Genomic DNA, 24,379 nt, shown 5'->3' with positions numbered 1-24,379 from the left:
CAGCACCCACCAAGCCGCCGGCTTTTCGCTCGTCAATTCACGTCCGGTCGTGACGCACCAAGAGGCTTCCAGCCTGATCCACTGGAAGCAGGTCGCGTCGAGGCGGACCCGGAAAACAGGGATCCGCGTATATCCCGGAATTCAATGCGGGGCAAATGCGGAACCCCCACAATACCGAATAGAGAATTCCGATGACCAAGCGTTCCTGGAATCGCCGTCTCGTGGTGGTCACGGCTTCAGCGGTACTGGCCGGCGGCAGCCTGGCACTGCCCATGACCGCCATGGCCGCACCGGTAGCCCTGCAGCACGGCCCGGTCGCCTTGGATGACGACCCTGACGGCGCCAACGAAAGCGGCACTTCCGACGACGGCGGGTTCGGCGTCCAGTTCCCGGTCGACCCGCCCACCGGCGACACCCAGGTCCAGAGCGACACACGCCACGGAGAAAACCCCGACGGCGTCAACGAATGGGGCGGCGGTCACTGGGGTTCCGATTACGACCGCGACCATGACCGTGGCAGCGACAGCGGCGCGCGCCACACGGAAGACCCTGACGGCGTCAACGAAAGCGGCACTTCCGACGACGGCGGGTTCGGCATCCAGATCCCGGTCGACCCGCCCACCGGCGACACCCAGGCCCAGAGCGACACACGCCACCAGGAAGACCCCGACGGCGTCAACGAAAGCGGCACTTCCGACGACGGCGGGTTCGGCATCCAGATCCCGGTCGACCCGCCCACCGGCGACACCCAGGTCCAGACCCGCATCGAGGCCCCCTTCTAGTGCCGGTGCACCAGCTCGGCCAGGCCGGTGAAGGGCGTGGCGCGCGAGGATCGTAGACCTCTCTGTCCGACGGATGGCCCCGGCTCTGGGCTGCGCTCCTTCTCCATGGTTGGGCCAGGTGTCGCTCAGCCGACGGCTCGCATCAGGCGTTGCTTTTAGTCAGCTACTGCACCGACGGGTTGGCGGATCTCGCGTCAGCTGCCGGCGCACTGTACGGGCAGCAGCCGGCAGCACCGTGCCACTATCACAACGGCGTGTTTGCCGGAACGCGGAGAGTCGCGACCATACAGAGTCACCCGAGCTGCACACATCTCTCAAATAAGGCGAATAGAAGGCGTCGCCCCACTGAGAAGTTCATGGTCAATTGGCGGAGCGTAATGACAGACAAAGAGCCCCGCGACCCGAGCCGAAACAGAAAGCGCCATCTACCCGAAATCCACTCGGTTCTTCGTGCCACCGCCACCGCGGCAGCGGGTGGAACTCTGGTCATCTGGTGGCCCGCTTTCACGTTCGGTGCGTACAACGCCATCTTCTTCGACGATGTGCTGGCCCTGTGGGCGGTGGCCACATCCGTCCTTCTCACAGGCCTGGTACTGCGCAGGCGAGTTACCGTACCGTGGCGCAAATGGATCGCACTGCTACTGCCGTCCCTGTGGATCGTTCTGGGTATGACCGCACCACGAGGCGGCGGGGGTTTTCACTATCTCCATTACTTCGAGGTCGCGATCACCATGTTCAGCGCCCCGTATCTGACCTGGCTGCCGTCGAAAATCCTGATGTCCGACTACGACGAACTTCCCACGATGGAGCGTTTCGGAGCTGTCGGCATCACGGTGGCCATCGGGATCATCGCTTTCCTTCTCGGTAAGTTCAACGATCTTTTCCTTACGTGTGCAGACTTCGACGTGAGCGGCAACAACACACCCCCCGGCTGCGCCCAAGGGCCGCCTTTCCACCTGCGCTGAACGCTTCCGTGGAGCATGGGCTCAGGATCCAGCGTTCAGGTGGGGGCCCAGCCAAACCGTCGGTTTGGGCAGTTGAACGGTTCGGGCAACGAGCCGGCACCCCCGCTTCCGCCGTCCACTGCAACTTGCCGCGGCGCATGCGAAGGCCCACACCACGCACCTCGCGGCTGGACTGAAGAAGCGAAGCCCTTATGGCGCCACGCTCGCGCAGGCTGTGCGTGAGTACCTCGCGGACATGGCACGGGAGTTGGGCGAGTCCGTCCGTGACGTACGCGGATACGAGTGCCCGGCTGTTCCGCATCGACGAAGGTCGGATCGTCGCCCGCGTCGGTCGGAGCCGGCCCGCCACGGCGACCTCCCGTTGCACTGACGGCAATCGGTCGGGGTAGGTGAGCGCCTGCCGCAGCAGAGCTGTCCCTGATCATCAAGGTTCGCTGCGTAGGTGCCCTTCGGCGCCCGACTGCGATCTCGAAGGGTCAGTGATGCGCGGGCCGGCGCGACTTCCCCAATGCCACCCCGGCAGGGGCGTTGCCAACGGGGATCGGGGAGCCGACGACCGCGTTGGTCCTGGTGTCGATCACCGACACGCTGTCCGAGCCGGAGTTGGTCACGTAGGCGCGACCGCGGAGGGCGTCGGTGGCCACCCAGGCGGGACCGTAGCGGACGAGGATCGGGGAGCCGACGACCGCGTGGGTTCTGGCCTTGATCAGCGACACGGTGTTCGAGTCGGAGTTGGTCACATAGGCGCGACCGCGGACGCCGTCGACGGCCACCCCGGCGGGGCCTTTGCCGACGTGGATCGGGGAGCCCACGACGGATTTGGTCTTGGTGTTGATCACCGACACCGTGCCCGAGCCGGAATTGGCCACGTAGGCACGACCGCGGACACTGTCGACGGCCACCCCGGCGAGGCCTTTGCCGACGCGGATCGGGGAGCCCACGACCGATTTGGTCCTGGTGTTGATCACCGACACCGTGCCCGAGCCGGAATTGGCCACGTAGGCACGACCGCGGACACTGTCGACGGCCACCCCGACGGGACCTTTGCCGACGCGGATCGGAGAGCCCACGACCGATTTGGTCCTGGTGTTGATCACCGACACCGTGCCCGAGCCGGAATTGGCCACGTAGGCACGACCGCGGACACTGTCGACGGCCACCCCGACGGGACCTTTACCGACGCGGATCGGAGAGCCCACGACCGATTTGGTCCTGGTGTTGATCACCGACACCGTGCCCGAGCCGGAATTGGCCACGTAAGCACGACCGCGGACACTGTCGACGGCCACCCCGACGGGACCTTTACCGACATGGATCGGAGAGCCCACGAACGCGTTGGTCCTGGTGTCGATCACCGACACGGTGCCCGAGCCGCCGTTGACGACATAAAGTCGATCACTGCGCAGGTCTTTGTGCGGCGCTGCAAAGGCGTGAGGAGCCGTGGCGGACAGGAGGGGGACGGAGAATGCCGCCAGGATGACGCTCAACCGGCCGAGCCACGGGCGCCGTGCGCCACGGCGTGGGGATGCGGGGACGTCGCCTGGCAGAAGCTCAGGGAGAGTTCGGGACATTCTTCCTCCAGGCCGGTCGGCTCCTGGGAGCCGTCATGATGAGTGCGACGGCTGAGCAGCAAAGAGTGTCCACGACCGTCACAGCACATCCTTTGGCCCGCCACGGTGCTCTGCCAGCCGGACTGCGCTGAACGTGACCGCTTGCCGCGACTTCTCCCACGGGCTCAGTAACCGAGGCCGCGGCCGAGGGCAGCGGGCCGATCCCGGCCGAGCCCCTCGAAGCGTGGCAGCGAACAGTGCTACAGGGCCGTGGGGACCGCCCGCGCTGCTGGCGATGTGGACGTCACGCGGTACGAGCAGGAGTCGTGCGGCCTCAGCCACTCCGACACCTCCCGACGGGCTTCCCTGGCCAAGCCTCTGAGCACGCGGCTGAGGCCCTGGTCCGGTTACCCCTGTGCCGCTTGAGTGATCCAGGAGGCCTGTCCGGTGAGCCGATCCGACGGCCCACGGCCCACAGACGGCCCGGTCCCCGACGCACGCGACGGGGCCGCCGGTCGTAGACCGACGGCCCCGGAGGCACGACGCGGCGCGAAGCCGCTCTGACCTGCCCCTACAGCACCGGCAGGTTCTTCCGCAGTTCGAACGCGGTGACCTCGGAGCGGTACTCCTCCCACTCCTGCTTCTTGTTGCGCAGGAAGAAGTCGTACACGTGCTCGCCCAGGGTCTCGGCGACGAGTTCGCTGCGCTCCATGAGGGCGATGGCCTCGCCGAGGTTCTGCGGCAGCGGCTCGATGCCCATGGCGCGGCGCTCGGCGTCGGACAGGGCCCACACGTCGTCGTCGGCACCCGGCGGGAGCTCGTAACCCTCCTCGATGCCCTTGAGGCCGGCGGCGAGCAGCACGGCGTACGTCAGGTACGGGTTCGCGCCCGAGTCGATCGAGCGGACCTCGACGCGGGCGGAGCCGGTCTTGCCGGGCTTGTACATCGGGACGCGGATCAGGGCCGAGCGGTTGTTGTGGCCCCAGCAGATGTACGAGGGGGCCTCGCCGCCGGCGCCGGCGGTGCGGCCGCCTCCGCCCCAGATGCGCTTGTAGGAGTTGACCCACTGATTGGTGACGGCGGAGATCTCGGCGGCGTGCTTGAGCAGGCCGGCGATGAAGGAGCGGCCGACCTTGGACAGCTGGTACTCGGAGCCGGACTCGTAGAACGCGTTGCGGTCGCCCTCGAAGAGGGAGAGGTGCGTGTGCATGCCGGAGCCGGGGTGGTCGGAGAACGGCTTCGGCATGAAGGTCGCCTGCACGCCCTGCTCCAGCGCCACCTGCTTCATGACGAGCCGGAACGTCATGATGTTGTCGGCCGTGGAGAGCGCGTCGGCGTACCGCAGGTCGATCTCCTGCTGGCCGGGGGCGCCCTCGTGGTGGCTGAACTCGACCGAGATGCCCATGGATTCGAGCATGGTGATCGCCTGGCGGCGGAAGTCCATGCCGACGTTCTGCGGGGTGTGGTCGAAGTAGCCGGAGTTGTCGGCCGGGGTGGGGCGGGACCCGTCGAGCGGCTTGTCCTTGAGGAGGAAGAACTCGATCTCGGGGTGCGTGTAGAAGGTGAAGCCCAGGTCCGAGGTCTTGGCCAGGGCCCGCTTCAGCACGTAGCGCGGGTCCGCGAACGACGGGGAGCCGTCGGGCATCAGGATGTCGCAGAACATCCGCGCGGTGCCGGGTGCCTCGGCGCGCCAGGGCAGCACCTGGAAGGTCGACGGATCAGGCTTGGCGATCATGTCGGACTCGTACACACGGGCGAAGCCCTCGATCGCGGAGCCGTCGAAGCCGATGCCCTCGTCGAAGGCCTGCTCCAGCTCCGCCGGGGCCACGGCCACCGACTTCAGGAAGCCGAGGACATCCGTGAACCACAGGCGGACGAACCGGATATCCCGCTCCTCGAGCGTCCGGAGCACGAATTCCTGCTGCTTGTCCATCTTCCGCTTCCACCCATCCTTGCTGGTCAGGCCGCCTGCGTCCGCGCCCTGCGGGACACCGTCGGCAGGCTCCTGAGCATCCCACCACATCACCGTTTCATGCGCGTTGCCGACCTTGATCGACTGGCCGACCCGGGCCCGAACATCGTGCGAACGGCAGATGTATACGACTCCGTGCCCATAGTGCCTGCTGGGGCCCTCGTCCCATAGTCCCTGCCGTCCGGAGCACCGGCTACACGGCATGGCAACGGCCCCCCGCTCCCCACTACGATCAGCGGACCCGTTCAGCCGTCCCGTCCCTTTCCCAGAAGGACTCACCATGGGTTCCGCCAAGAACACCGGCTCCGCGACGCGCAAGGCCCGGATAGAAGAGATGCGCCGCGCCGAACGCTCCCGCGAGCGTCTGCGCCGTGTCCTCGTGATCGTGGTGAGCGCCGTCGTCGTCGTGTGCCTCGCCGGATTCGGGGCGTGGGCCCTCATGAAGGGTGACGACTCGAAGGGCGGGACGGACGCGAAGTCGGCGGCCGGGTCGTTCAAGACCGGCTCGGACGGTGTGAAGACCTGGTCGGGGAAGCTGACCCGCAACCACGTGGCGAAGAAGGTGACGTACCCGATGACGCCGCCGGTGGGCGGGGACCACAACCAGGTCTGGATGAACTGCAACGGCGACGTCTACAAGAAGCCGATCCCGAACGAGAACGCGGTGCACGCCCTGGAGCACGGCGCGGTCTGGGTGACGTACACGGACAAGGCCGACCCGGGCGACGTGCAGAAGCTCGCGGCGAAGGTCCGCCAGACGCCGTACTCGCTGATGAGCCCGGACCAGGACCAGAAGGACCCGATCATGCTGAGCGCGTGGGGCCACCAGCGGACCGTGAAGAGCGCCACCGACCCGGACGTGGCCTCGTTCTTCTCGACGTTCGTCCAGGGCAAGCAGACCCCTGAGCCGGGTGCCGCCTGCACCAACGGCCTGTCCCAGTGAGGCGCGCGGCCTGGATCGCGCCGGCCGTGGCGGCGGTGCTCGTCGCGGCCGGCGCGGTCACGTACGCGGTCGCCGACGGGGACGGCGGCGGTTCGTCGGCCGTTCGGGTGCCGGGCGCCGAGTCCGCCGACGCCGGGTTCGCGCGGGACATGGCGGTCCACCACCAGCAGGCCGTCGAGATGTCGTACATCGTGCGCGACCGCACCGACGACGAGGAGGTGCGCCGCCTCGCCTACGACATCGCGCAGACGCAGGCCAACCAGCGGGGCATGCTGCTCGGCTGGCTCGACCTGTGGGGGCTGCCGAAGGTGTCGGCGAAGCCGCCGATGTCCTGGATGGGCATGGGTGACATGCCGCCGGGACAGGACGGCGCGCTGATGCCGGGCATGGCCACGAACACACAGCTCGACGAGCTCCGCAAGGCGAACGGTGAGCGGGCCGAGGTGCTGTACCTCCAGCTGATGACCGCGCACCACAAGGGCGGCGTCCATATGGCCGAGGGGTGCGTCGAGCGCTGCAAGGTCGGGGTGGAGAAACGGCTCGCGGCGGGCATGGTCGCCTCGCAGAAGTCGGAAATCGACCTGATGGCGGGGATGTTGAAGGACCGGTCGTAGGCAGGGGGGACCCCGAGGGAACCCCCACCCCGATTACGTACCGCCCCAAATCGCCCTCGAATGGCGTTCCTTGGGCTCTTCTTGGCGCTTCCATTCCCCTTGCATGAACGGTTCGGCGCAACAGTGATCAGTTGCGTGCGCAGCTCGATCGGCGCACGCGCATCACAGTCGCCACACGCGACGAACCACATCGCAGGGGGTTGTATGAGATCCACCCGTGCCGCGGCCCGCGCCGGGCTCAGCCTGGCAGCGACACTGCCATTGCTCGCCGGCGCGCTCGCCATCGCAGCACCCGTCGCCCAGGCCGACCCGAACCCGGGCGCCCGCGACGCACTGACCGGCACCAAGCCGCTGTGGGCAACGGCCAAGGCCGACCAGGGCGCCACGTCGAACAGCTCCACCGTGCACGCCCGCGTCTACCTCGCGGGGCGTGACGCGGCGGGGCTCGCGGCGTACGCGAAGGCCGTGTCCGACCCGCAGTCGGCGTCGTACGGCAAGTACCTCAGCGCCAAGCAGGCCCAGGCCCGCTTCGGCGCGACCAAGGCCCAGATAGCCGAGGTCACGAAGTGGCTCGAATCCTCGGGCCTCACCGTGACCGACGTCAGCAAGCACTACATCTCCGTCTCGGGCGAAGTCGCCGCCGCCGAGAAGGCGTTCGGCGCCCAGCTGCACAACTACGCCAAGGGCAAGCACACCTACCGCGCGCCCACGGCCGCCGCGACGGTGCCCGCGTCCCTGAACGGCGCGGTCCTCACCGTGACCGGCCTGGACAGCGCGCCGCACAAGGCGGACCACGACGAGACGCTGCCGCCGCCGGACGCCGTGTTCCACAACGCCGGCCCCTTCTCGTCGTACTACGGCTCGAAGACGGCGAGCACCCTGCCGTCCGCGTACGGCCAGAAGGCCCCGTACGCGGTGAAGGGTTACACCGGCAAGCAGCTGCGGGCCGCCTACGGCGCCGGCAAGAAGACCGGCAAGGGGGTCCGCGTCGCCATCACCGACGCGTACGCCTCGCCGACCATCGCGAAGGACGCGGCCACCTACGCCAAGCGCAACGGTGACGCGGCCTACCGCAGCGGCCAGTTGAAGCAGGTCCTGCCCGCGGACTACACCAAGACCGAGGAGTGCGGGGCGTCCGGCTGGTACGGCGAGGAGACCCTCGACGTCGAGGCCGTGCACGCCGTGGCGCCCGCGGCCGACATCACCTACGTCGGCGCCGCGTCCTGCTACGACGACGCGCTGCTCGACTCGCTCGGCAAGATCGTCGACGGCCACCTCGCCGACATCGTGTCGAACTCGTGGGGCGACATCGAGGCCAACCAGACCCCCGACCTCGCCGCCGCGTACGACCAGATCTTCCAGTACGGCGCGATCGAGGGCATCGGCTTCTACTTCTCGTCCGGCGACAACGGCGACGAGGTGGCGCACACCGGCACGAAGCAGGTCGACGTGCCCGCCAACTCGGCGTGGGTGACGTCGGTCGGCGGTACGTCGCTGGCCGTCGGCAAGGGCGACAAGTACCAGTTCGAGACCGGCTGGGGCACGCTCAAGGCCAACCTGTCGGCCAACGGCAAGAGCTGGGACGCCTTCCCCGGGGCGTACACCTCGGGTGCGGGCGGCGGCACCAGCAAGACGGTGAAGCAGCCGTTCTACCAGAGCGGTGTCGTCCCGAACTCGCTGGCGCGCGCCAACGGCGGCTCGCAGAAGATGCGTACGGTGCCGGACATCTCCGCGGTGGCCGACCCGAACACCGGCTTCCTCGTCGGCCAGTCGCAGACGTTCCCCGACGGCTCGCTCAAGTACGACGAGTACCGCATCGGCGGCACGTCGCTGGCGGCGCCCGTCATCGCGGGTGTCCAGGCGCTGGTCCAGGAGGCCCGCGGCGGGCACGCGCTCGGCTTCGCCAACCCGGCGATCTACGACCGCTCCGGTTCGAAGATCTACCACGACGTGACGGACAAGCCGAACGGCCATGACCTCGCGGTCGTCCGTGTCGACTACGCGAACGGGTTCGACGCGGCCGACGGCCTGCTGACCTCCCTGCGCAGCCTCGGCAAGGACAGCTCGCTCAAGGCCGTCCGCGGCTACGACGACGTGACGGGTGTCGGCTCGCCGGCGCCGGGCTATGTGACGTCCTTCGGCCGTCGCTGACCCGAGAAAGCGGCGCCCGTCCCAGGACATCCCCGGGACGGGCGCCGCCCTCAATTCCCGCGCCTTCCCTAATGCTTGACGACCCTCAGGTCGTCGCACCAGCCGCTGCCCTTACCGGTGCGGGTGTAGCAGTAGAGGGTCGCCGAGGTATTGGTGGCGCCCGTGGTGAAGGTGATGCTGCCGGTGCGCCAGCCGAACGCGCTGAAGGCCGGAATCCGGGTCTCTGACCCGCCGAAGTTCTTCACTCCCACGGCCAGTTGAGTGTCGTACGCGTCGACGCGCCCCCAGCCGGAGAGCGTGTACGTGGTGTTCGGCGCGACGGTGATCTTCTGCTCGGCCGTGCTCGGCGTCCCCGAGACGCGCAGGCTGGAGCCGCCACCGTGCGGATCCGCGGTGTCGGCCGCGACGGCCCCCGAGGGCGCCCAGGGTGAGACGCCCGTCTCGAAGCCGGGGTTGGCGACCAGGTTGGTCCCGCCCGAACAGGCGGCGTCGTCGAACGCGGAGACCTGGTGGGCGCCGATGTCGGGACGGCAGGCGACGGGGGCGGGAGCGCCGAAGTAGTCCTCGCCGCCGGAGCCGGTGGTGACCTGCCCGGCGCCGCGCGCCGGGGATCCGGCCTTCAGCTTGTACCCCGCGGGATCGGCGGAGCCCGGGTCGGCGAGGAGCGGGTCGGCGGTCACCTTGCCGGGGTCGGCGGGCTCGGACGCCGGGTGGTTGCCGTACATGACGTTGTTGCGCCAGGTGTGCTCGGCGGGCTTGCCGCCGTAACCGCCGGTGCCGAGGTTGTAGAAGATGTTGTTGCTCCACAGCGTGGTGGACGCGCCACCGCTGCTCTCCACGACCGACGTGGTGGAACCCGCCCCCATGTAGAAGGTGTTGTTGAGGATCTGCGCGGCCGCGTCGCCGACGGCGTACAGGATGCGCGAGCCGTCGTTGACGGAGAGGTTGTAACGCGCGACCGTGCCGGCCGTGTTCGCGCCGCCTCCGCAGGCCCCGCACAGCAGCAGGAAGCCGCCCTCGTTGTCGTGGCTGTAGTTGTACTGGAACAGGGCGCCGCGCGTGCCGAAGTCGGCGTCGAAGGCCATGCCGTCGTTCATGCCCGCCTTGCGGCGCACATGGTGGACCTCGTTGTACTGGAAGACGGTCCCGTCACTGTTGATGGTCCACAGGCCCGCGTTGTTGCCGGCCGAGCGCATCCAGATGTCGTACGCCTCGTTGTGCTCGGCCAGCGCGTCCCGGGTCACGCGGACGACCATGCCGTCGCCGCCGATGTCATGGATCTTGTTGCCACGGAACACGACACGCGTGCTCGCCGTCCACGCGGGACCGCCGGTGCAGCCGTAGACGGCGCGGCAGGCCCAGCTGGACTGGGTGGTCAGGCCCTCGCGGTCGACCTTGTAGATCTCGCTGTTCTCGACGAGTACGTCGTCGAAGCGGGTCGGCGTCGCCGTGCCGGAGACGCGGAACTGGATGCCGTTGCTGCTCTTGGTGTCGCCGCCGTCGACATCGTGGACGTAGACGTCGTCGAGGACGTAGTGGGTGCCGGTTCCGTGGTCGGCGAGCTCGACGAGGATGCCGTTGCGCTCGGCGTCCGTGGCGCCCTTGTTGGTGACCTCCAGACCGCGGATCTCCCATTGCTCGACGTTGAGCAGATGGACGGCGGCGTAGACCGTGCCACCGCCCTCGATCACGGGCCGAGCGCCGCCCGAGCCGTAGGGGGCGACCCTGACGGGGGCCGCCGCGGAGCCCGATCCGGTGGGCTTGAGCTGGCCGCGGCAGGTGGCTCCGCGCTTGAAGTAGAGCCGGTCGCCGGGCCCGTAGGTGACGGCGTCGGCCGCGGCGAGGCTGTTGTAGGGCGCGGCGAGGCTGCCGTCGCCGTTCTCGGCGGCGGAACAGTCCACGTAGTAGGGGGTGCTCGCGGACTGCGCGGGGTGGGGCGGGTGGCCGGGGTGCGCGGACCCGGCGGCCTGGGCGCCCGGCGGGGAGACGAGGGCGGAGGCGGCGAGCGCGAGGCCGGCCGCGAGCGTGGTGCAGGCTCTTCGGAGCCGGGATGTAACCGGTGCCATTCTTACTCCTGGGGATCGGAGAGAAGTCCGGCAAGTACCGTGCCCAGCAAGGCCGTTGAGGTCAATGGTCGGACGGGAAACGGTTACATTCGCTGACCGCACACCTCTCCCCCGACACCCCGCCGCCCTCGCGGACAAGCCGAGCCCCGCCCCGTCAGGCGAGCCGGGCGAGGTCCTCCCGCCGAAGCCGCCCGAGCAGTTCCTCACCGCGCGCGAACCGCTCGGCCTCCTCCACCGCGTACACCCCGAGCCGACGCACCTCACTGCCCTGCGCGCCCGCCATGTGCGGGGTGACCAGGACGTTGGGAAGGGTGAGCAACGGGTGCCCGGGGGGCAGCGGTTCGGGGTCGGTGACATCGAGAAACGCGTCGAGCCGTCCGGCGGCGCACTCACGAGCCAGCGCCTCGGTGTCGACGAGCGAGCCCCGGGCCGTGTTCACGACGACGCCCCCGTCCGGCACGAGCTTCAGCATCTCCTCCCCCAACAATCCCCGTGTCTCCGGAAGCTGGGGGGCGTGGACGCTGACGATGGAGCTGCGCCGGCACAGTTCGGGCAGGTCGACGAGTTCGGCGCCGAGTGCGGCGGCGTCGGCCTCGGTGACGTACGGATCGGTGAGCAGGATCCGGTACCCGGCGTCCGAGGCGCGGAGCCCGGCGATGACGCGGCGGCCGATGCGGGAGGCGCCGATGATCCCGACGATGCGGCCGTCGGCCCCTTCGCGCGCGGTGAAGCCGGGCCAGCCGCCGGAGTAGCGGGCGGCGACGGGCAACGCCTTCTTCGCGGCGAAGGTGATCGCGGCGAGCGTGAAGGCGGCGACCGGGCCCGCGTTGGCGTCGGCGGCGGAGGACACGATGATGCCGGGCCGGTCCCACAGGGCGTCCGAGACGACGGGCTTGACCGAACCGGCGGCGTGCACGACGGCGCGGAGCCGGGGCGTGTGCGCCAGGACGTCCGAGGTGAGCTGCGGGCAGCCCCAGCCGGTGACCAGCAGCTCGACCCCCGAGAGGACCGCGCGGGCCTCGGGGGTACCGAGCGGCCCGGTCAGCGGCACGGGTGCGAGGTCGACGCACCGTCCGAGCCGTTGCCGCAGGTCCGACGGGATGACCCGGTCGAGCACCTCGGCGTCCATGGCCAGTGCCGCGATCGGTCGGTGTGCTGCCACGCGCTACCACCCTCCAGCTGCAGATATTTAGTAACCGGTTACCTCAAGATGTCAGGAGGCTAGGCCCAATGCTGAGAGATGGTCAAGAGATCTCAGGGACTGGGGGGTTGACCCAGCGTAGTAACCGTTTTAGATTCCCGCTCACCTTGTTCCAACAACGGAGGGGTTTCCGTGCCCACGGTGGCGAAGGACAGGCCCGAGACCGAGGCGGTGAAGCCTCCCGGCACCCCGGCCAGCGGGTCAAAGACGCACAAACCCAGGCAGGACAGCTTCGGGAAACGGTTTCGGAGCAGCCGCACCTTCCTGCTGCTCATGGTCCCGGGCCTGGCCTACTTCCTGCTGTTCCACTACGGCGCCTTCGTCGGCAACGTCGTGGCGTTCAAGGAGTACGTCCCGTTCGACGGCCTCTGGGCCAGCCCCTGGGTGGGCTTCGAGAACTTCACCCGGATGTTCGGCGACGCGGACTTCTGGCACGCGACGTGGAACACCTTCTACATAGCGGTGCTCCAGCTGACGTTCTTCTTCCCCATCCCCCTGGCCGTCGCTCTGCTCCTGCACAGCCTGACGTCGGACTTCCTGCGCCGCTTCGTGCAGTCCGTCGTCTATCTGCCGCACTTCCTGTCCTGGGTCATCGTCGTCGCGCTCTTCCAGCAAGTCCTGTCCGACACGGGCTTGTTGAACTCGTTCCTGAGCGACTCGGGGATCCACACGGTCGACATCATCGGCAACCCGGACGCGTACCGTCCGCTGGTGGTCGCCGAGGTGGTCTGGAAGGACGCCGGCTGGGGCACGATCATCTTCCTCGCGGCGCTGATGCAGGTCGACGAGCAGCAGTACGAGGCGGCCGCGATCGACGGTGCGGGCCCCTGGCGCCGCTTCTGGCACGTGACGCTGCCGTCCATCCGCCCGATCATCGTGCTGCTCCTGATCATGCGGCTCGGCGACATCCTGTCGGTCGGCTTCGAACAGATGCTGCTCCAGCGCCAGTCGGTGGGCCCGGAGGTGGGCGAGGTCCTGGACACGTTCGTGTTCTGGCAGGGAATCGTCGGCGGCGACACCGGATACGCGGCAGCGGCGGGCCTGTTCAAGGGCCTGGTGGGCGCGGTGCTCGTCTTCACCGCGAACCGGGTGGCGCACAAGCTGGGTGAGCAGGGGATCTACCGATGACCACAGCCATGAACACCAAGAACCCCACGCGCCCGGCCTGGAAGGAAAACCCGAAACCGGCCACCCAAGCAGCCAAAGCGGTGGCGATAGCGGTCGTCCTGGCCCTGGTCCTGATCCCGTTCCTGGTGATCATCTCCACGTCACTGGCCTCGAACAAGGAAGTAGTGGCCAACGGCGGCTGGGTCCTGTGGCCCACGGACCCGACGCTGCGCGCCTATCGCAACATCCTCAGCGGCGGCATCGTCACCAAGGCCTTGGGCGTCAGCATCGGCGTAACCCTGACAGGCACCCTGGCCTCCCTGGCCTGCACCTCTTTCCTGGCCTACGCACTCAGCCGCCCAGGGGTCCTGGGCGGCAAACCGATCCTCCTGATCATCCTCTTCACCTTCCTCTTCCCCCCGGGCATGATCCCCGCGTTCCTCCTGGTCAAGGGCCTGGGGCTGCAGAACATGTACGCGGCCCTCGTCGCCCCCGTCCTGATCAACGTCTTCAACCTCGTGGTCCTGCGAGGCTTCTTCCAGGGAATACCGGAGGAGCTGTACGAGGCGGCGCGCCTGGACGGCGCGGGCGACTGGACGGTGTTCTGGCGGATCGTGCTCCCGCTGTCCAAGGCGGCCCTCGCGGTGGTCGGCCTGTTCTACGCGGTGAGCTACTGGAATGCCTGGTTCAACGCCTCGATCTACCTGGAGTCCGACCACTGGCCGCTCTCCCAGGTCCTGCGCACCTATGTGATCGGCGGCGCGCAGATCAGCGACACGGGCCTCAGCGAGGCCGGCATGGTCTCGGCCCCGCAGACGACGCAGATGGCGGTCCTGGTGATCGCCACCGTCCCGATCCTCCTCGTCTACCCGTTCCTCCAGAAGTACTTCACCAAGGGCGTGCTCACCGGCGCCGTCAAAAGCTAGCCAGCTGCCCACCTTTCCCGAAGGGTCCACTCACGTGTCCGGTTCCTCGATGTCGCGTCGCACCCTGCTGCGTTCCATAGCGGTCGGCGGCGCCGCCCTGGCCGCCCCGTCCTTCCTCACCGCCTGCTCCACCGACTCGGGTGGCGGCGGCTCGGTCTCCAACGCGGGCAAGAAGGCGGCCGCGTGGCCGACGTACACCCCCGCCACCGGCGCGAAGCCGGACCTGGCGGCCACCGCGGAGGGCGTCCAGGCGGGCTACACCACGTACCCCGCGAAGCTGGTCAAGGCCGTCGCCGAGAAGCCCGGTACGGGCAAGGAGAAGATCAAGGTCCTCTCCATCACATACGGCACCCCGCCGAAGCCGGCGGCGCAGAACAAGCTGTGGGCGGCGATCAACGAAGCGCTCGGCGTGGACGTCGAGTTCACCGTGGTCCCGGACGCGGACTTCCGCACCAAGATGGCGACGCTGTTCGCGGGCGACGACCTGCCGGACATCATCAACATCGGCGGCGGCTACGTGCTGCCGCGCGAGGCGCAGTTCGTGAAGACCCGCTGCGAGGACCTCACCGAGTACCTGTCGGGCGACGCGGTGAAGGACTACCCGAACCTGGCGGGCATCCCGACGTACGCCTGGCAGGGCATGGGCCGGATCTCGGGCAGGATCTTCGGAGTCCCGGTCGAGCGCCCCAAGCCGCAGGACACCCTCTACTTCAACAACCAGGCCTTCACCAAGGCGGGCTACAAGCCGGGCATGTCGGCAGGGGACTTCGCGGCCATGGCGAAGGAGACGACGACGTCCAAGAAGTGGGCTCTGGGCGCCTCGTCGACCGCGTTCTTCGGCTTCAAGACACACGCCACGTGGCACGGTGCGCCGAACCAGTGGCGCATCAAGGACAACAAGGCGACGTTCTTCGCGAGCACGGACGAGTTCAAGACCGCGCTCGAGTTCATGTCGAACCTGCGCAAGGCCGGTGTGTACTACCCGGAGGCGACGTCGGTCTCCCAGGTGGACCTCAAGACGCAGTTCTGGAACGGCACGGTCCTCTCGATGACCGACGGCTTCCTCTCGTACCCGGGCTCGGCACAGGGCATCAAGAATGCCTTCGACCTGAACGCGCTGGTCCCCTACGTCCCGGAGGGGACCACACCCGGCTACCAGCAGTCGCAGGGCATCTTCGGCTACACGGTGATCAAGAAGGCCTCCAAGGACCGCGTCAAGCTGATGCTGCGCATCCTCGACTACCTGGCCTCGCCGTTCGGCACCGAGGAGTACGAGCTGGTGCACTTCGGCCTGGAGGGAACACACTTCAAGCGGGACAAGGACAACAACCCGATAGCGACACCGCTGGGCCTCATCGAGTCGAAGGTGAACCTGCCGTTCGTGTACCTGAGCGACGCACCCCAGGTCCTGTACGCGCCGGGCTACGGAGACATCGTCGAACGCCTCCACGCGTGGCAGCAGAAGGTGATCCCGATGATGGTGCCGAACGACCGCTGGGGCCTGCAGTCGGACACGTACAACAAGCAGGGCGCGACGCTCGACCAGATCATCAGCGACGGCGTGACGGCCACGGTCACGGGCCGCCGGAAGATCTCCGACTGGGACGCCGTGTACAAGAAGTGGCTGAACCAGGGCGGGCAGCAGGCACTGGAGGAATTCGCCAAGGAGTACGAGGCGGCGCACTGACCGTACGGCATCGTCCATGATGGTCCGGGGCGGCATCGCCGCCCCGGACGGGCAAGTTGAGGAGACACAACAGTGGGTGAGCGGGTCACCATCCGTGATGTGGCCGCACGCGCGGGCGTCTCGGTCGCGACTGTTTCACGGGTCCTGGCGGGCAACTACCCGACATCGGCGGCCTCGCGCGCCAAGGTCCAAAGAGCGGTCAAGGACCTGGACTACGTGGTCAACGCGCATGCCCGAGCCCTCGCCGGCACCGGACGCAAGACGATCGCGGTCCTGATGTTCGACGTGGTCAGCTCGTTCTACGCGGCCGTGGCGCAGGGCGTGGAGATGGAAGCGGCCCAGCACAACAGACTCACCCTGGTCTGCTCGACGGGCGGCGACCCGGCCCGCGAACTGGCCCTGGTCCAGATGATGCGCGAGCAGGCCGCGGAGGCCGTGGTCCTGGTCGGCGGGGTCATCGAGGACGACGAGTACCGCGAGCGGATGGCGCACTACGCGCAGGCACTCGCGGCGGCGGGCTCGCGCCTGGTCCTGTGCGGCAGACCGGCACCGGCACCCGACGTCCCCGCACTCGTCGTGGAGTACGACAACGGAGCGGGCGCACACGCGATAACCAGCCACCTGCTGGGCGCCGGCCACCGGAAGATCGCGATGATCGGCTACCAGCCGGGCAACACCACGGGCGAGGACCGCGTAACGGGCTACCTCAGAGCCCTGGACGACCACGGGGTCCCCCGCGCGGACGCGATCCTGCACGGCATCGGCTTCGGCCAGCACCACGGCTACGAGGCGATGCGGGACCTGCTCGACAAGTGCAACGGCAAGCCGGACTTCACGGCGGTCTTCGCGGGCGACGACCGCGTGGCGGCAGCGGCGATCCGCGCACTGGCGGAGGCGGGTCTGCGGGTCCCCGAGGACATCTCGGTGGTCGGCTACAACGACGACCCCGTAGCGGCGGACATCACCCCCGGCCTCACCACGGTCCACATCCCGGCAGCGGAAATGGGCCGCACGGCCGTAAGACTGGCCCTGACAGGCACGTCTCGCCCGGGCCAGCAACGCCACCTCCTGGGCACACACATAGTGATCAGAAACAGCGTCCGCCCCCACCACCACTGAGCACACCGGCCGCACACGGGACAAGCCCACCGCCGGAGACAGGGCAGCCCCACCCAACGACCGGCCGCACACGAGACAAGACCCACCGCCGGAGACGGAGCAGCTCCACCGACCGGACGGCCGCAGACGAGACGCGCCTCCGAAGGAGCGAGTCCCACCGGCGGTGAGACACCGACGAGACGGACGAGGACGCGGGGGCATGTGCGCGCGGAGCCACCAGCACCACACCCAGGCAATCAGCTCGCCGACGTACACCCGTAGAACAGCGAGCACGTACATGCCCCCGCGGCCCCGCACCCGAAAGACAACCCGGCACGACGACGGCGCACCCGAAAACGCACCCCCACCCCACCCCTCCACTCCACTCCACAGATCAAGACGACATCGCGTCAGTCAGACGATAAACTGACCCCGTGCCTCAACTACGTCTCGCCCTGAACCAGATCGACTCGACCGTCGGAGATCTCGCCGGGAACGCCGAGGCGATCATCCGCTGGACCAAGCACTCCGCCGAACAGGGAGCGCACCTGGTCGCGTTCCCCGAGATGGTCCTGACCGGCTACCCGGTGGAGGACCTCGCCCTGCGCGAGTCCTTCGTCGAGGCATCCCGCCGGGAACTGACCGCGCTGGCCGAGCGCCTGGCCGACGAGGGCCACGGCGACCTCCCCGTGGTCGTCGGCTACCTGGACCGCTCGGAGAAGGCGCAGCCGAAGTACGGCCAGCCCGCCGGCGCCCCCCAGAACGCCGCCGCCGTCCTCCACAACGGCCGCGTGGCGCTGACGTTCGCCAAGCACCACCTCCCGAACTACGGCGTCTTCGACGAGTTCCGCTACTTCGTGCCGGGCGACACGATGCCCGTGATCCGCGTACGCGGAATCGACGTGGCACTGGCCATCTGCGAGGACCTCTGGCAGGACGGCGGCCGCGTCCCGGCCACGCGCTCCGCCGGCGCCGGCCTCCTGATCTCGATCAACGCGTCGCCGTACGAGCAGAAGAAGGACGACACTCGCCTGGACCTGGTGCGCAAGCGCGCCCAGGAGGCGGGCTGCACGCTGGCGTACGTCGCCACGATCGGCGGCCAGGACGAGCTCGTCTTCGACGGCGACTCGATCGTGGTGGACGCGGCGGGCGAAGTGGTCGCCAGGGCGCCCCAGTTCGCGGAGGGCTGCGTGGTCCTGGACCTGGACCTCCCGGCGGCCGAGCCGAAGGCCCCGACGGGGACGGTCGACGACGGCCTGCGCATCGACCACCTGACGATCTCCGAGGACCACGTCCCGGCGTACGAGCCGGAGCTGACCGGCGGCTACGCGGACCGCCTGGACGACGACGAGGAGGTCTACTCGGCTCTGGTCGTGGGCCTGCGCGCCTACGCCGCGAAGAACGGTTTCCGCTCGGTGCTGATCGGCCTGTCGGGCGGCATCGACTCGGCGCTGACGGCGGCGATCGCGTGCGACGCGCTGGGCGCGCAGAACGTGTACGGCATCGCGATGCCGTCGAAGTACTCGTCGGAGCACTCCAAGGGCGACGCGGCGGAGCTGGCCGACCGTACGGGCCTCAACTTCCGTACGGTCCCGATCGAGCCGATGTTCGACGCGTACATGGGATCGCTGGGCCTGACGGGGCTCGCGGAGGAGAACCTCCAGTCGAGGCTGCGCGGCACGATGCTGATGGCGGTCTCCAACCAGGAGGGCCACATCGTGCTCGCGCCGGGCAACAAGTCCGAGCTGGCGGTGGGCTATTCGACCCTGTACGGCGACTCGGTGGGCGCGTACGGCCCGATCAAGGACGTGTACAAGACGTCGGTCTTCCGGCTGGCCGAGTGGCGCAACCGGGCGGCGGCGGAGCGCGGCCGGACGCCCCCGATCCCGGAGAACTCGATCACGAAGCCGCCGAGCGCGGAACTGCGCCCGGACCAGGTGGACACGGACTCGCTGCCGGACTACCCGGTGCTGGACGCGATCCTGGAGATGTACGTGGACCGGGACAAGGGCGCGGACGCGATCGTGGCAGCCGGGTTCGACGCGAACCTGGTGACGAAGACGCTGCGGATGGTGGACACGGCGGAGTACAAGCGGCGCCAGTACCCGCCGGGCACGAAGATCTCGGCGAAGGGCTTCGGCAAGGACCGCCGCCTGCCGATCACGAACAGGTGGCGGGAGACGGCGCGGTAGTCACCGCCCCAGATCCCAACCCCCGAAGCCCGGCCCGAACCCCAAAGGCCCAGCCCCGACCCCACCCCCCGGAGCCCACCCGCCCCACAACGCAACGCAACGCAACGTGATGCGACGTCACGTCACGTCACGTCACGTCACGTCACCGGCGACGGGTGGGCTCCCCCGCGCCCGGAGCCAAGACGACCTCGGGCACATGCGAGGCAACGAGGAGCCCGTGCCCCGTCGTGGCGGACGCGGCAACGGCCCGGGAGCGCCGCAGGTCGACCCCGTAGGCAACCCCCGCGACCCCGATCCCGAGGACGGCGAGCGCGGCCCCGGCGACCGCGGGGGACGTGAGCCCGAACCCGGCGGCGAGGGCGAGCCCGCCGATCCAGGCGCCACCGGCGTTGGCGAGGTTGAAGGCGGCCTGGTTGGCGGAGGAGGCGAGGGAGGGCGCGGCGGAGGCCTTCTCCATGACCATGAGCTGGAGCGGCGACCCGGTGATGAAGGCGGCCGTACCGAGCAGCACGACGGCGACCGCGGCGCTCCACTCGGCACGCATCAGCACAGGGAACAGCGCCAGCACCACACCGAGCGAGACGAGCCCGCCGAACAGGGTCCCGCGCAGGGACCGGTCGGCGAGCCGCCCGCCGAGCAGGTTCCCGGCGGTGGCGCCGACGCCGAACAGGGCGAGCAGCAGCGTGACACTGGCCTCCGCGAACCCGGCGGCGCCGGTGAGCATCGGCGTCACATAGCTGTACGCCGCGAAGAGCGCGCCGAACCCGGCGACGGTTGTGCCGAGGGAGAGCCACACGGGCAGCGAGCCGAGCGCCTTGAGCTCACCGCGCAGCCCGCCGGTCTCGCCGTGGCCGTGGTCGGCGGGAACGAGCAGCAGGAGTGCGGTGATCGCGCCGAGCCCGATGGCGCTGACGGCGAGGAACGTGGCGCGCCAGCCGAGCTGCTGGCCCATGAGCGTGGCGATGGGGACGCCGATGACGTTGGCGACGGTGAGCCCGAGGAACATCAGGGACACCGACCGGGCCTTGCGCTCGGGTGCGACGAGCGAGGTGGCGACGACGGCGCCGACGCCGAAGAAGGCGCCGTGCGGCAGCCCGCTGACGAACCGCGCGGCCATCAGGAGGTGGTAGTCGGGCGCGGCCGCGGACACGGCGTTGCCGGCGACGAAGAGCACCATGAGCGCGACGAGGACGCGTCGGCGGGGCATGCGCGCGGTGAGGGCGGCGAGGAGCGGGGCGCCGATGACGACGCCGAGGGCGTACGCGGAGACGAGGTGGCCGGCGGAGGGGATGGAGATGTGCAGATCGTCGGCGACGTTGGGCAGGAGGCCCATCATCACGAACTCGGTGGTGCCGATGCCGAAGGCGCCCACGGCGAGGGCGAGCAGGGCCAGGGGCATGAAGAAGAGACCTTCCACGGGAAGACGGGCGGGAGACGCGGGAATCCGTAAGTTTACGCGCGGAACAAACTCTCCCGTGCCAAGTATTCCGTGAGGTGAGGCCCCGGTTTCCACCGAGTCAACAACGGGTGAGGTGAGCGAACCCGGACGTCAGGACCGGTTGAGATCGACCTTCGCCGCGATCGGCAGATGATCGCTGCCGGTCTCGGGCAGGGTCCACGACGTGACCGGCTCCACACCCTTGACCATGATCTGGTCGATACGGGCCATGGGGAACGACGCGGGCCAGCTGAACCCGAAGCCGCTGCCGGCGGCACCCTGCGTGGAGCGCATCTGCGACGTCACGCCGTTCAGCGCGCGGTCGTTCATCGTGCCGTTGAGGTCGCCGAGCAGGATGACCTTGTCGAGCGTCTCGTCGGCGATGGCCTCACCGAGCGCGTCGGCGGAGGTGTCGCGCTGGCTGGCGGTGAACCCGGCGTGCAGCTTGACCCGGACCGACGGCAGGTGCGCGACGAACACGGCGACGTCACCCTGGGGCGTGGCGACCGTGGTGCGCATGGCGCGCGTCCAGCCGAGCTGGATGTCGACGGGCCGCGTCGCGCTCAGCGGGTACTTGCTCCACAGCCCGACGGTGCCGGCGACGGAGTGGTACGGATACGTCTTCGCGAGCGCCTTCTCGTAGACGGGGACGGCGTCGGACGTCAGCTCCTCCAGGGCGACGACCTGCGCCCCGGAGGCGGCGATCGTGGCGGCGGTGCCGGTCGGGTCGGGGTTCTCCGCGTTGACGTTGTGCGTGGCGACGGTGAGGTCGCCGCCGCCCGCGGTCTTGTCGGTGAGGAGCCCGCCGAAGAGGTTGAGCCAGACGATGCCCGGGATCAGTACCGCGATCAGGGCCGTCGCGGACTTTCGCACGACGGCCAGGACGAGCAGGACGGGCACGAACACGCCGAGCCAGGGAAGGAAGGTCTCGGTGAGGGAGCCCAGGTTTCCGAGGGTGTTGGGGATCTGGGCGTGGAAGAGCATCACGAGCGCGACCAGAACGGCCAGCACCGCGAGGACCGCCCCGCGGCGCCAGATCCCCCGGTCACGCCACCCGCCGGTCAGGCGGCGCAGCGGGTCTCTGGAAGGCTGGTGCCCCGAGCCGCCGCCACCCGTTTCCGTCCTGAACCCCTGCGCCATACCGTCGTCGCCTCACTGCCCTGCCGTGCACACCGACCTCGCCCTGAAACCCTAGGGGATGATCGGCGCCCTCCTCGCCGTCCACGACGGCCGTACGGGCACGAGGACGAACGCATGGGCGGCCGAGGTTCCGGATCTGCGGTGCGCCTGGGGCCTCTGTGACGAAACGCGCACATTCAGTCCGGTGGCCGCAACCCGGCGAGCGCGCAGTCGACGATCCGCTCCGAGAGGTCGTCGGCGAGCGGCGCGTCGGGCCGGATCATCGTGCGCAGCAGCATCGGCCCGACGATGAAGTCGTTGGCGAGCTCTATGTCGACGTCGGCGCGCAGCTCACCGTTCTCGACGCCGCGCCGCAGCACGTCGAACATGACGCGGCGGCGCGGCTCGATCACGGTGGCGTGGTACGCGTCCCAGAGCTTCGGCAGGCTCTTCATCTGCGCGAAGACGTTGTGCAGCAGGGCCGAGGAACGCAGGGACACACCGCGTCGGCGCAGATGCTCCAGGAGGCTGATCAGGTCGTCGCGCATGGAGATGCCCGGCAGTTCGGGCTCGGGGTCCTCCATGATGCGCAGGACCTCGACGAAGAGCTCCTCCTTGCCGGACCAGCGCCGGTAGATGGTCGCCTTGCCGACTCCGGCGGTGCGGGCGATCCGCTCGATGGACAGCTCCGTGAGCGGGACACCGTCCTCGATCAGCTTGAGGACGCCCTCGACGATGGCCCGTTCGACGGCCTCGCTGCGCGGGCGCCCCCGCACCGCGCGCCCCGCATCCACGTCCACGACCACTCCGCCTCTCCGCCTTTCCGCCGCCCGGTGTAGCGGCGATTGTCTCAGCAGGTCACCGACCTGCCCGGACAGGTGCCGTCAGCGACTCACCCCGACGGCCTCCTCGGTGCTCTCCTCGGCCGCCGTCCCCGGCGGGCGCCCCGGCAGGAACAGGACGGTGACGACGGCGCTGACCAGCGCGATCCCGGCCCCGCACAGGGCGGTCACGTGCATGGCGTGCAGGAAGGAGTCGTTGGCCGCGCCGACCAGCGCGTCGCCGCGCGGGCCGAGCTTCGCCGCGATGCCGAGGGTGGCCTCGATGGACTCGCCGGCCGTGTGCCGCAGTCCGGCGGGCAGCAGGGCGAGCTTGTCCTCGATGCCGCTGCGGTACGCGGTGGACAGCACGGAACCGAGTACGGCGATGCCCAGGGCACCGCCGACCTGGCGGAACGTATTGCTGAGCGCGGACGCGGAGCCCGCCTTCTCGCGCGGCAGGGCCTGCATGATGACGACGCTCGTGGGGGTCATGACGTGCGCCATGCCCATGCCCATGAGGAAGAAGATGACTTCCAGGATCCAGATGGGCGTGTCCGCGTCGAGGATCGTGAACGCGGCGAGCATCGCGCCGAGGATCACCAGGCCGCCGGTCGTGACGGCGCGCACGCCGAAGCGGTCGACGACGAGCCGGGCGCGCGGCGCGAAGATCAGCTGGGCGGCGGCGAGCGGCAGCATCAGGAGGCCGGTCTGCAGCGGCGAGTAGCCGCGCACGCTCTGGGTGTAGAAGACCGAGAAGAAGGTGACGCCCATCAGCGCGAAGAAGACGAGCGCGATGGCGGCGATCGCCGCGGAGAACACCTTGTTCTTGAAGTACGAGATGTCGATCGACGGGTGGTCGCTGCGCTTCTCGTACAGGACGAAGCCGACGAGGACGACGAGTCCGGCCGCGACGGTCAGGAGGACCGCGGGGTCCGTGAAGTCGGCGAGCTGGCCGCCCTTGATGATGCCGTAGACGAGCAGGACGAGCCCGACGACGGAGAGAGCGACGCCCACCAGGTCGATACGGCCCGGATTGGGGTCCTTGGAGTCCGGCACGAGGGCCAGCATCAGGACGACCGCGATGATCACGATCGGCACGTTGACCAGGAAGACCGAGCCCCACCAGAAGTGGTCGAGGAGCAGGCCTCCGGTGATGGGGCCGATGGCGATGGCGAGGCCGACGCCGCCCGCCCAGATGCCGATGGCCTTGGGCTGCTCGTCCCGCTCGAAGACGTTCATGAGCACGGCGAGCGTCGCGGGCATCACGAAGGCCGCGCCGATGCCCATGACCGCCCGGAAGATGATGAGCTGGACCGGCGAGCCGGACTCGGCGGCGAGGGCGGAGCCGAGGCCGAAGACGACGAGGCCGCCGACGAGCACCTTCTTGCGCCCGATCCGGTCGCCGAGCAGACCCGCGGTGAAGAGCAGTCCGGCGAAGACCAGCGTGTAGGCGTTGATCGCCCACTCCAGCTCGCTCTGCGTGGCACCGAGGCCCGTGGGGGCCGGGGTCGAGATCGTCTTGATCGCGACGTTCAGGATGGAGTTGTCGAGCACGACGATCAGCAGGCTGAGCATCAGCACGCCGAGGATCGCCCATCGGCGGCGGTGCACGGCCTCCGGTATGCGCGGCGGTGCGGGAACGGCAGGAGTGGTCATGGGGCTCAGCCTAAAGGCATTTCGATACGAGACCGTCTCGTATTGGAAGTCCTTAAGAAGACTTTACGAACCCGGCGGCCGCCTCGCCAGC

18 protein-coding genes are annotated in these 24,379 nt (G+C 69.0%); 10 read left to right on the top strand and 8 right to left on the bottom strand.

Translation table 11 applies throughout. The features are described from left to right. Positions 1-191 precede the first annotated feature (191 nt). Both OHO83_RS31175 and OHO83_RS31170 read left to right on the top strand, forming a co-directional pair. Complete coding sequence (locus OHO83_RS31175; RefSeq protein ID WP_330280056.1) at positions 192-782, top strand: hypothetical protein; 591 nt, start codon at positions 192-194, stop codon at positions 780-782. A 377-nt stretch (positions 783-1,159) separates the two neighbouring features. After that, entirely contained in the window at positions 1,160-1,747 is a 588-nt protein-coding gene (locus tag OHO83_RS31170; protein ID WP_266669897.1) for a hypothetical protein, read from the top strand. Between the two features lie 476 nt (positions 1,748-2,223). Here OHO83_RS31170 and OHO83_RS31165 read toward each other — a convergent pair whose 3' ends face one another. Beyond that, a complete protein-coding gene (locus OHO83_RS31165; protein WP_266669899.1) occupies positions 2,224-3,234 on the bottom strand; it encodes a YncE family protein in 1,011 nt (336 codons plus the stop codon). Positions 3,235-3,868: 634 nt separating this feature from the next. Next, complete coding sequence (locus OHO83_RS31160; RefSeq protein ID WP_116503685.1) at positions 3,869-5,230, bottom strand: glutamine synthetase family protein; 1,362 nt, start codon at positions 5,228-5,230, stop codon at positions 3,869-3,871. A 319-nt stretch (positions 5,231-5,549) separates the two neighbouring features. Between OHO83_RS31160 and OHO83_RS31155 the strand changes: the two genes are divergently transcribed. The 3 genes from OHO83_RS31155 (at position 5,550) to OHO83_RS31145 (ending at position 8,977) form a co-directional block, all read left to right on the top strand. Further along, a complete protein-coding gene (locus OHO83_RS31155; RefSeq protein WP_266669901.1) occupies positions 5,550-6,212 on the top strand; it encodes a DUF3105 domain-containing protein in 663 nt (220 codons plus the stop codon). After that, positions 6,209-6,826 carry a DUF305 domain-containing protein gene (locus OHO83_RS31150; RefSeq protein WP_266669903.1) on the top strand — a complete coding sequence of 206 codons (618 nt, stop codon included), beginning with the start codon at positions 6,209-6,211 and terminating at the stop codon, positions 6,824-6,826. The genes OHO83_RS31155 and OHO83_RS31150 overlap by 4 nt, the downstream gene beginning before the upstream one ends. Positions 6,827-7,030: 204 nt before the next feature. Then, complete coding sequence (locus OHO83_RS31145) at positions 7,031-8,977, top strand: S53 family peptidase (RefSeq protein ID WP_266669904.1); 1,947 nt, start codon at positions 7,031-7,033, stop codon at positions 8,975-8,977. Between the two features lie 68 nt (positions 8,978-9,045). Here the strand turns inward: OHO83_RS31145 and OHO83_RS31140 are convergent, their stop codons facing one another. Together OHO83_RS31140 and OHO83_RS31135 are read right to left on the bottom strand one after the other, a co-directional pair. Next, a complete protein-coding gene (locus OHO83_RS31140) occupies positions 9,046-11,043 on the bottom strand; it encodes a carbohydrate binding domain-containing protein (protein WP_330280055.1) in 1,998 nt (665 codons plus the stop codon). Between the two features lie 154 nt (positions 11,044-11,197). Then, on the bottom strand, positions 11,198-12,172 hold the full coding sequence (locus OHO83_RS31135; protein ID WP_330280811.1) for a hydroxyacid dehydrogenase: 975 nt from the start codon (positions 12,170-12,172) through the stop codon (positions 11,198-11,200). Between the two features lie 345 nt (positions 12,173-12,517). Between OHO83_RS31135 and OHO83_RS31130 the strand changes: the two genes are divergently transcribed. The 5 genes from OHO83_RS31130 to OHO83_RS31110 all read left to right on the top strand — a co-directional run bounded on the left by OHO83_RS31130 (position 12,518) and on the right by OHO83_RS31110 (position 19,254). Next, positions 12,518-13,372, top strand: a complete 855-nt coding sequence (locus tag OHO83_RS31130; RefSeq protein WP_266676297.1) for an ABC transporter permease — start codon at positions 12,518-12,520, stop codon at positions 13,370-13,372. Next, positions 13,369-14,277: a carbohydrate ABC transporter permease gene (locus OHO83_RS31125; protein WP_266669908.1), complete on the top strand. Its 909-nt coding sequence runs from the start codon at positions 13,369-13,371 to the stop codon at positions 14,275-14,277. Before OHO83_RS31130 ends, OHO83_RS31125 begins: the two co-directional genes overlap by 4 nt. Positions 14,278-14,326: 49 nt before the next feature. Continuing rightward, entirely contained in the window at positions 14,327-15,964 is a 1,638-nt protein-coding gene (locus OHO83_RS31120) for a sugar ABC transporter substrate-binding protein (RefSeq protein WP_330280054.1), read from the top strand. A gap of 72 nt (positions 15,965-16,036) precedes the next feature. Continuing rightward, positions 16,037-17,083: a LacI family DNA-binding transcriptional regulator gene (locus OHO83_RS31115; RefSeq protein WP_266669912.1), complete on the top strand. Its 1,047-nt coding sequence runs from the start codon at positions 16,037-16,039 to the stop codon at positions 17,081-17,083. 413 nt (positions 17,084-17,496) lie between these two features. Next, positions 17,497-19,254, top strand: coding sequence for an NAD+ synthase (locus OHO83_RS31110; protein WP_329435487.1), 1,758 nt, complete (start codon positions 17,497-17,499; stop codon positions 19,252-19,254). A 142-nt stretch (positions 19,255-19,396) separates the two neighbouring features. Here the strand turns inward: OHO83_RS31110 and OHO83_RS31105 are convergent, their stop codons facing one another. The 4 genes from OHO83_RS31105 to OHO83_RS31090 all read right to left on the bottom strand — a co-directional run bounded on the left by OHO83_RS31105 (position 19,397) and on the right by OHO83_RS31090 (position 24,288). Further along, positions 19,397-20,653: an MFS transporter gene (locus OHO83_RS31105; protein ID WP_329435486.1), complete on the bottom strand. Its 1,257-nt coding sequence runs from the start codon at positions 20,651-20,653 to the stop codon at positions 19,397-19,399. A 150-nt stretch (positions 20,654-20,803) separates the two neighbouring features. Then, positions 20,804-21,832 (bottom strand): endonuclease/exonuclease/phosphatase family protein, encoded by a 1,029-nt coding sequence (locus OHO83_RS31100; protein WP_266669918.1) that lies wholly within the window; start codon positions 21,830-21,832, stop codon positions 20,804-20,806. Positions 21,833-22,008: 176 nt separating this feature from the next. Then, the gene (locus tag OHO83_RS31095; protein ID WP_323186865.1) at positions 22,009-22,611 is read right to left on the bottom strand and encodes a TetR/AcrR family transcriptional regulator; all 603 of its coding nucleotides are present in this window, start codon (positions 22,609-22,611) and stop codon (positions 22,009-22,011) included. An 84-nt stretch (positions 22,612-22,695) separates the two neighbouring features. After that, entirely contained in the window at positions 22,696-24,288 is a 1,593-nt protein-coding gene (locus OHO83_RS31090) for an MFS transporter (protein ID WP_329435484.1), read from the bottom strand. Positions 24,289-24,379: the final 91 nt, after the last annotated feature.

This window comes from Streptomyces sp. NBC_00569, from assembly GCF_036345255.1.
Lineage (GTDB): Bacteria > Actinomycetota > Actinomycetes > Streptomycetales > Streptomycetaceae > Streptomyces.
This window is presented reverse-complemented; position numbering and strand designations above follow the sequence as displayed.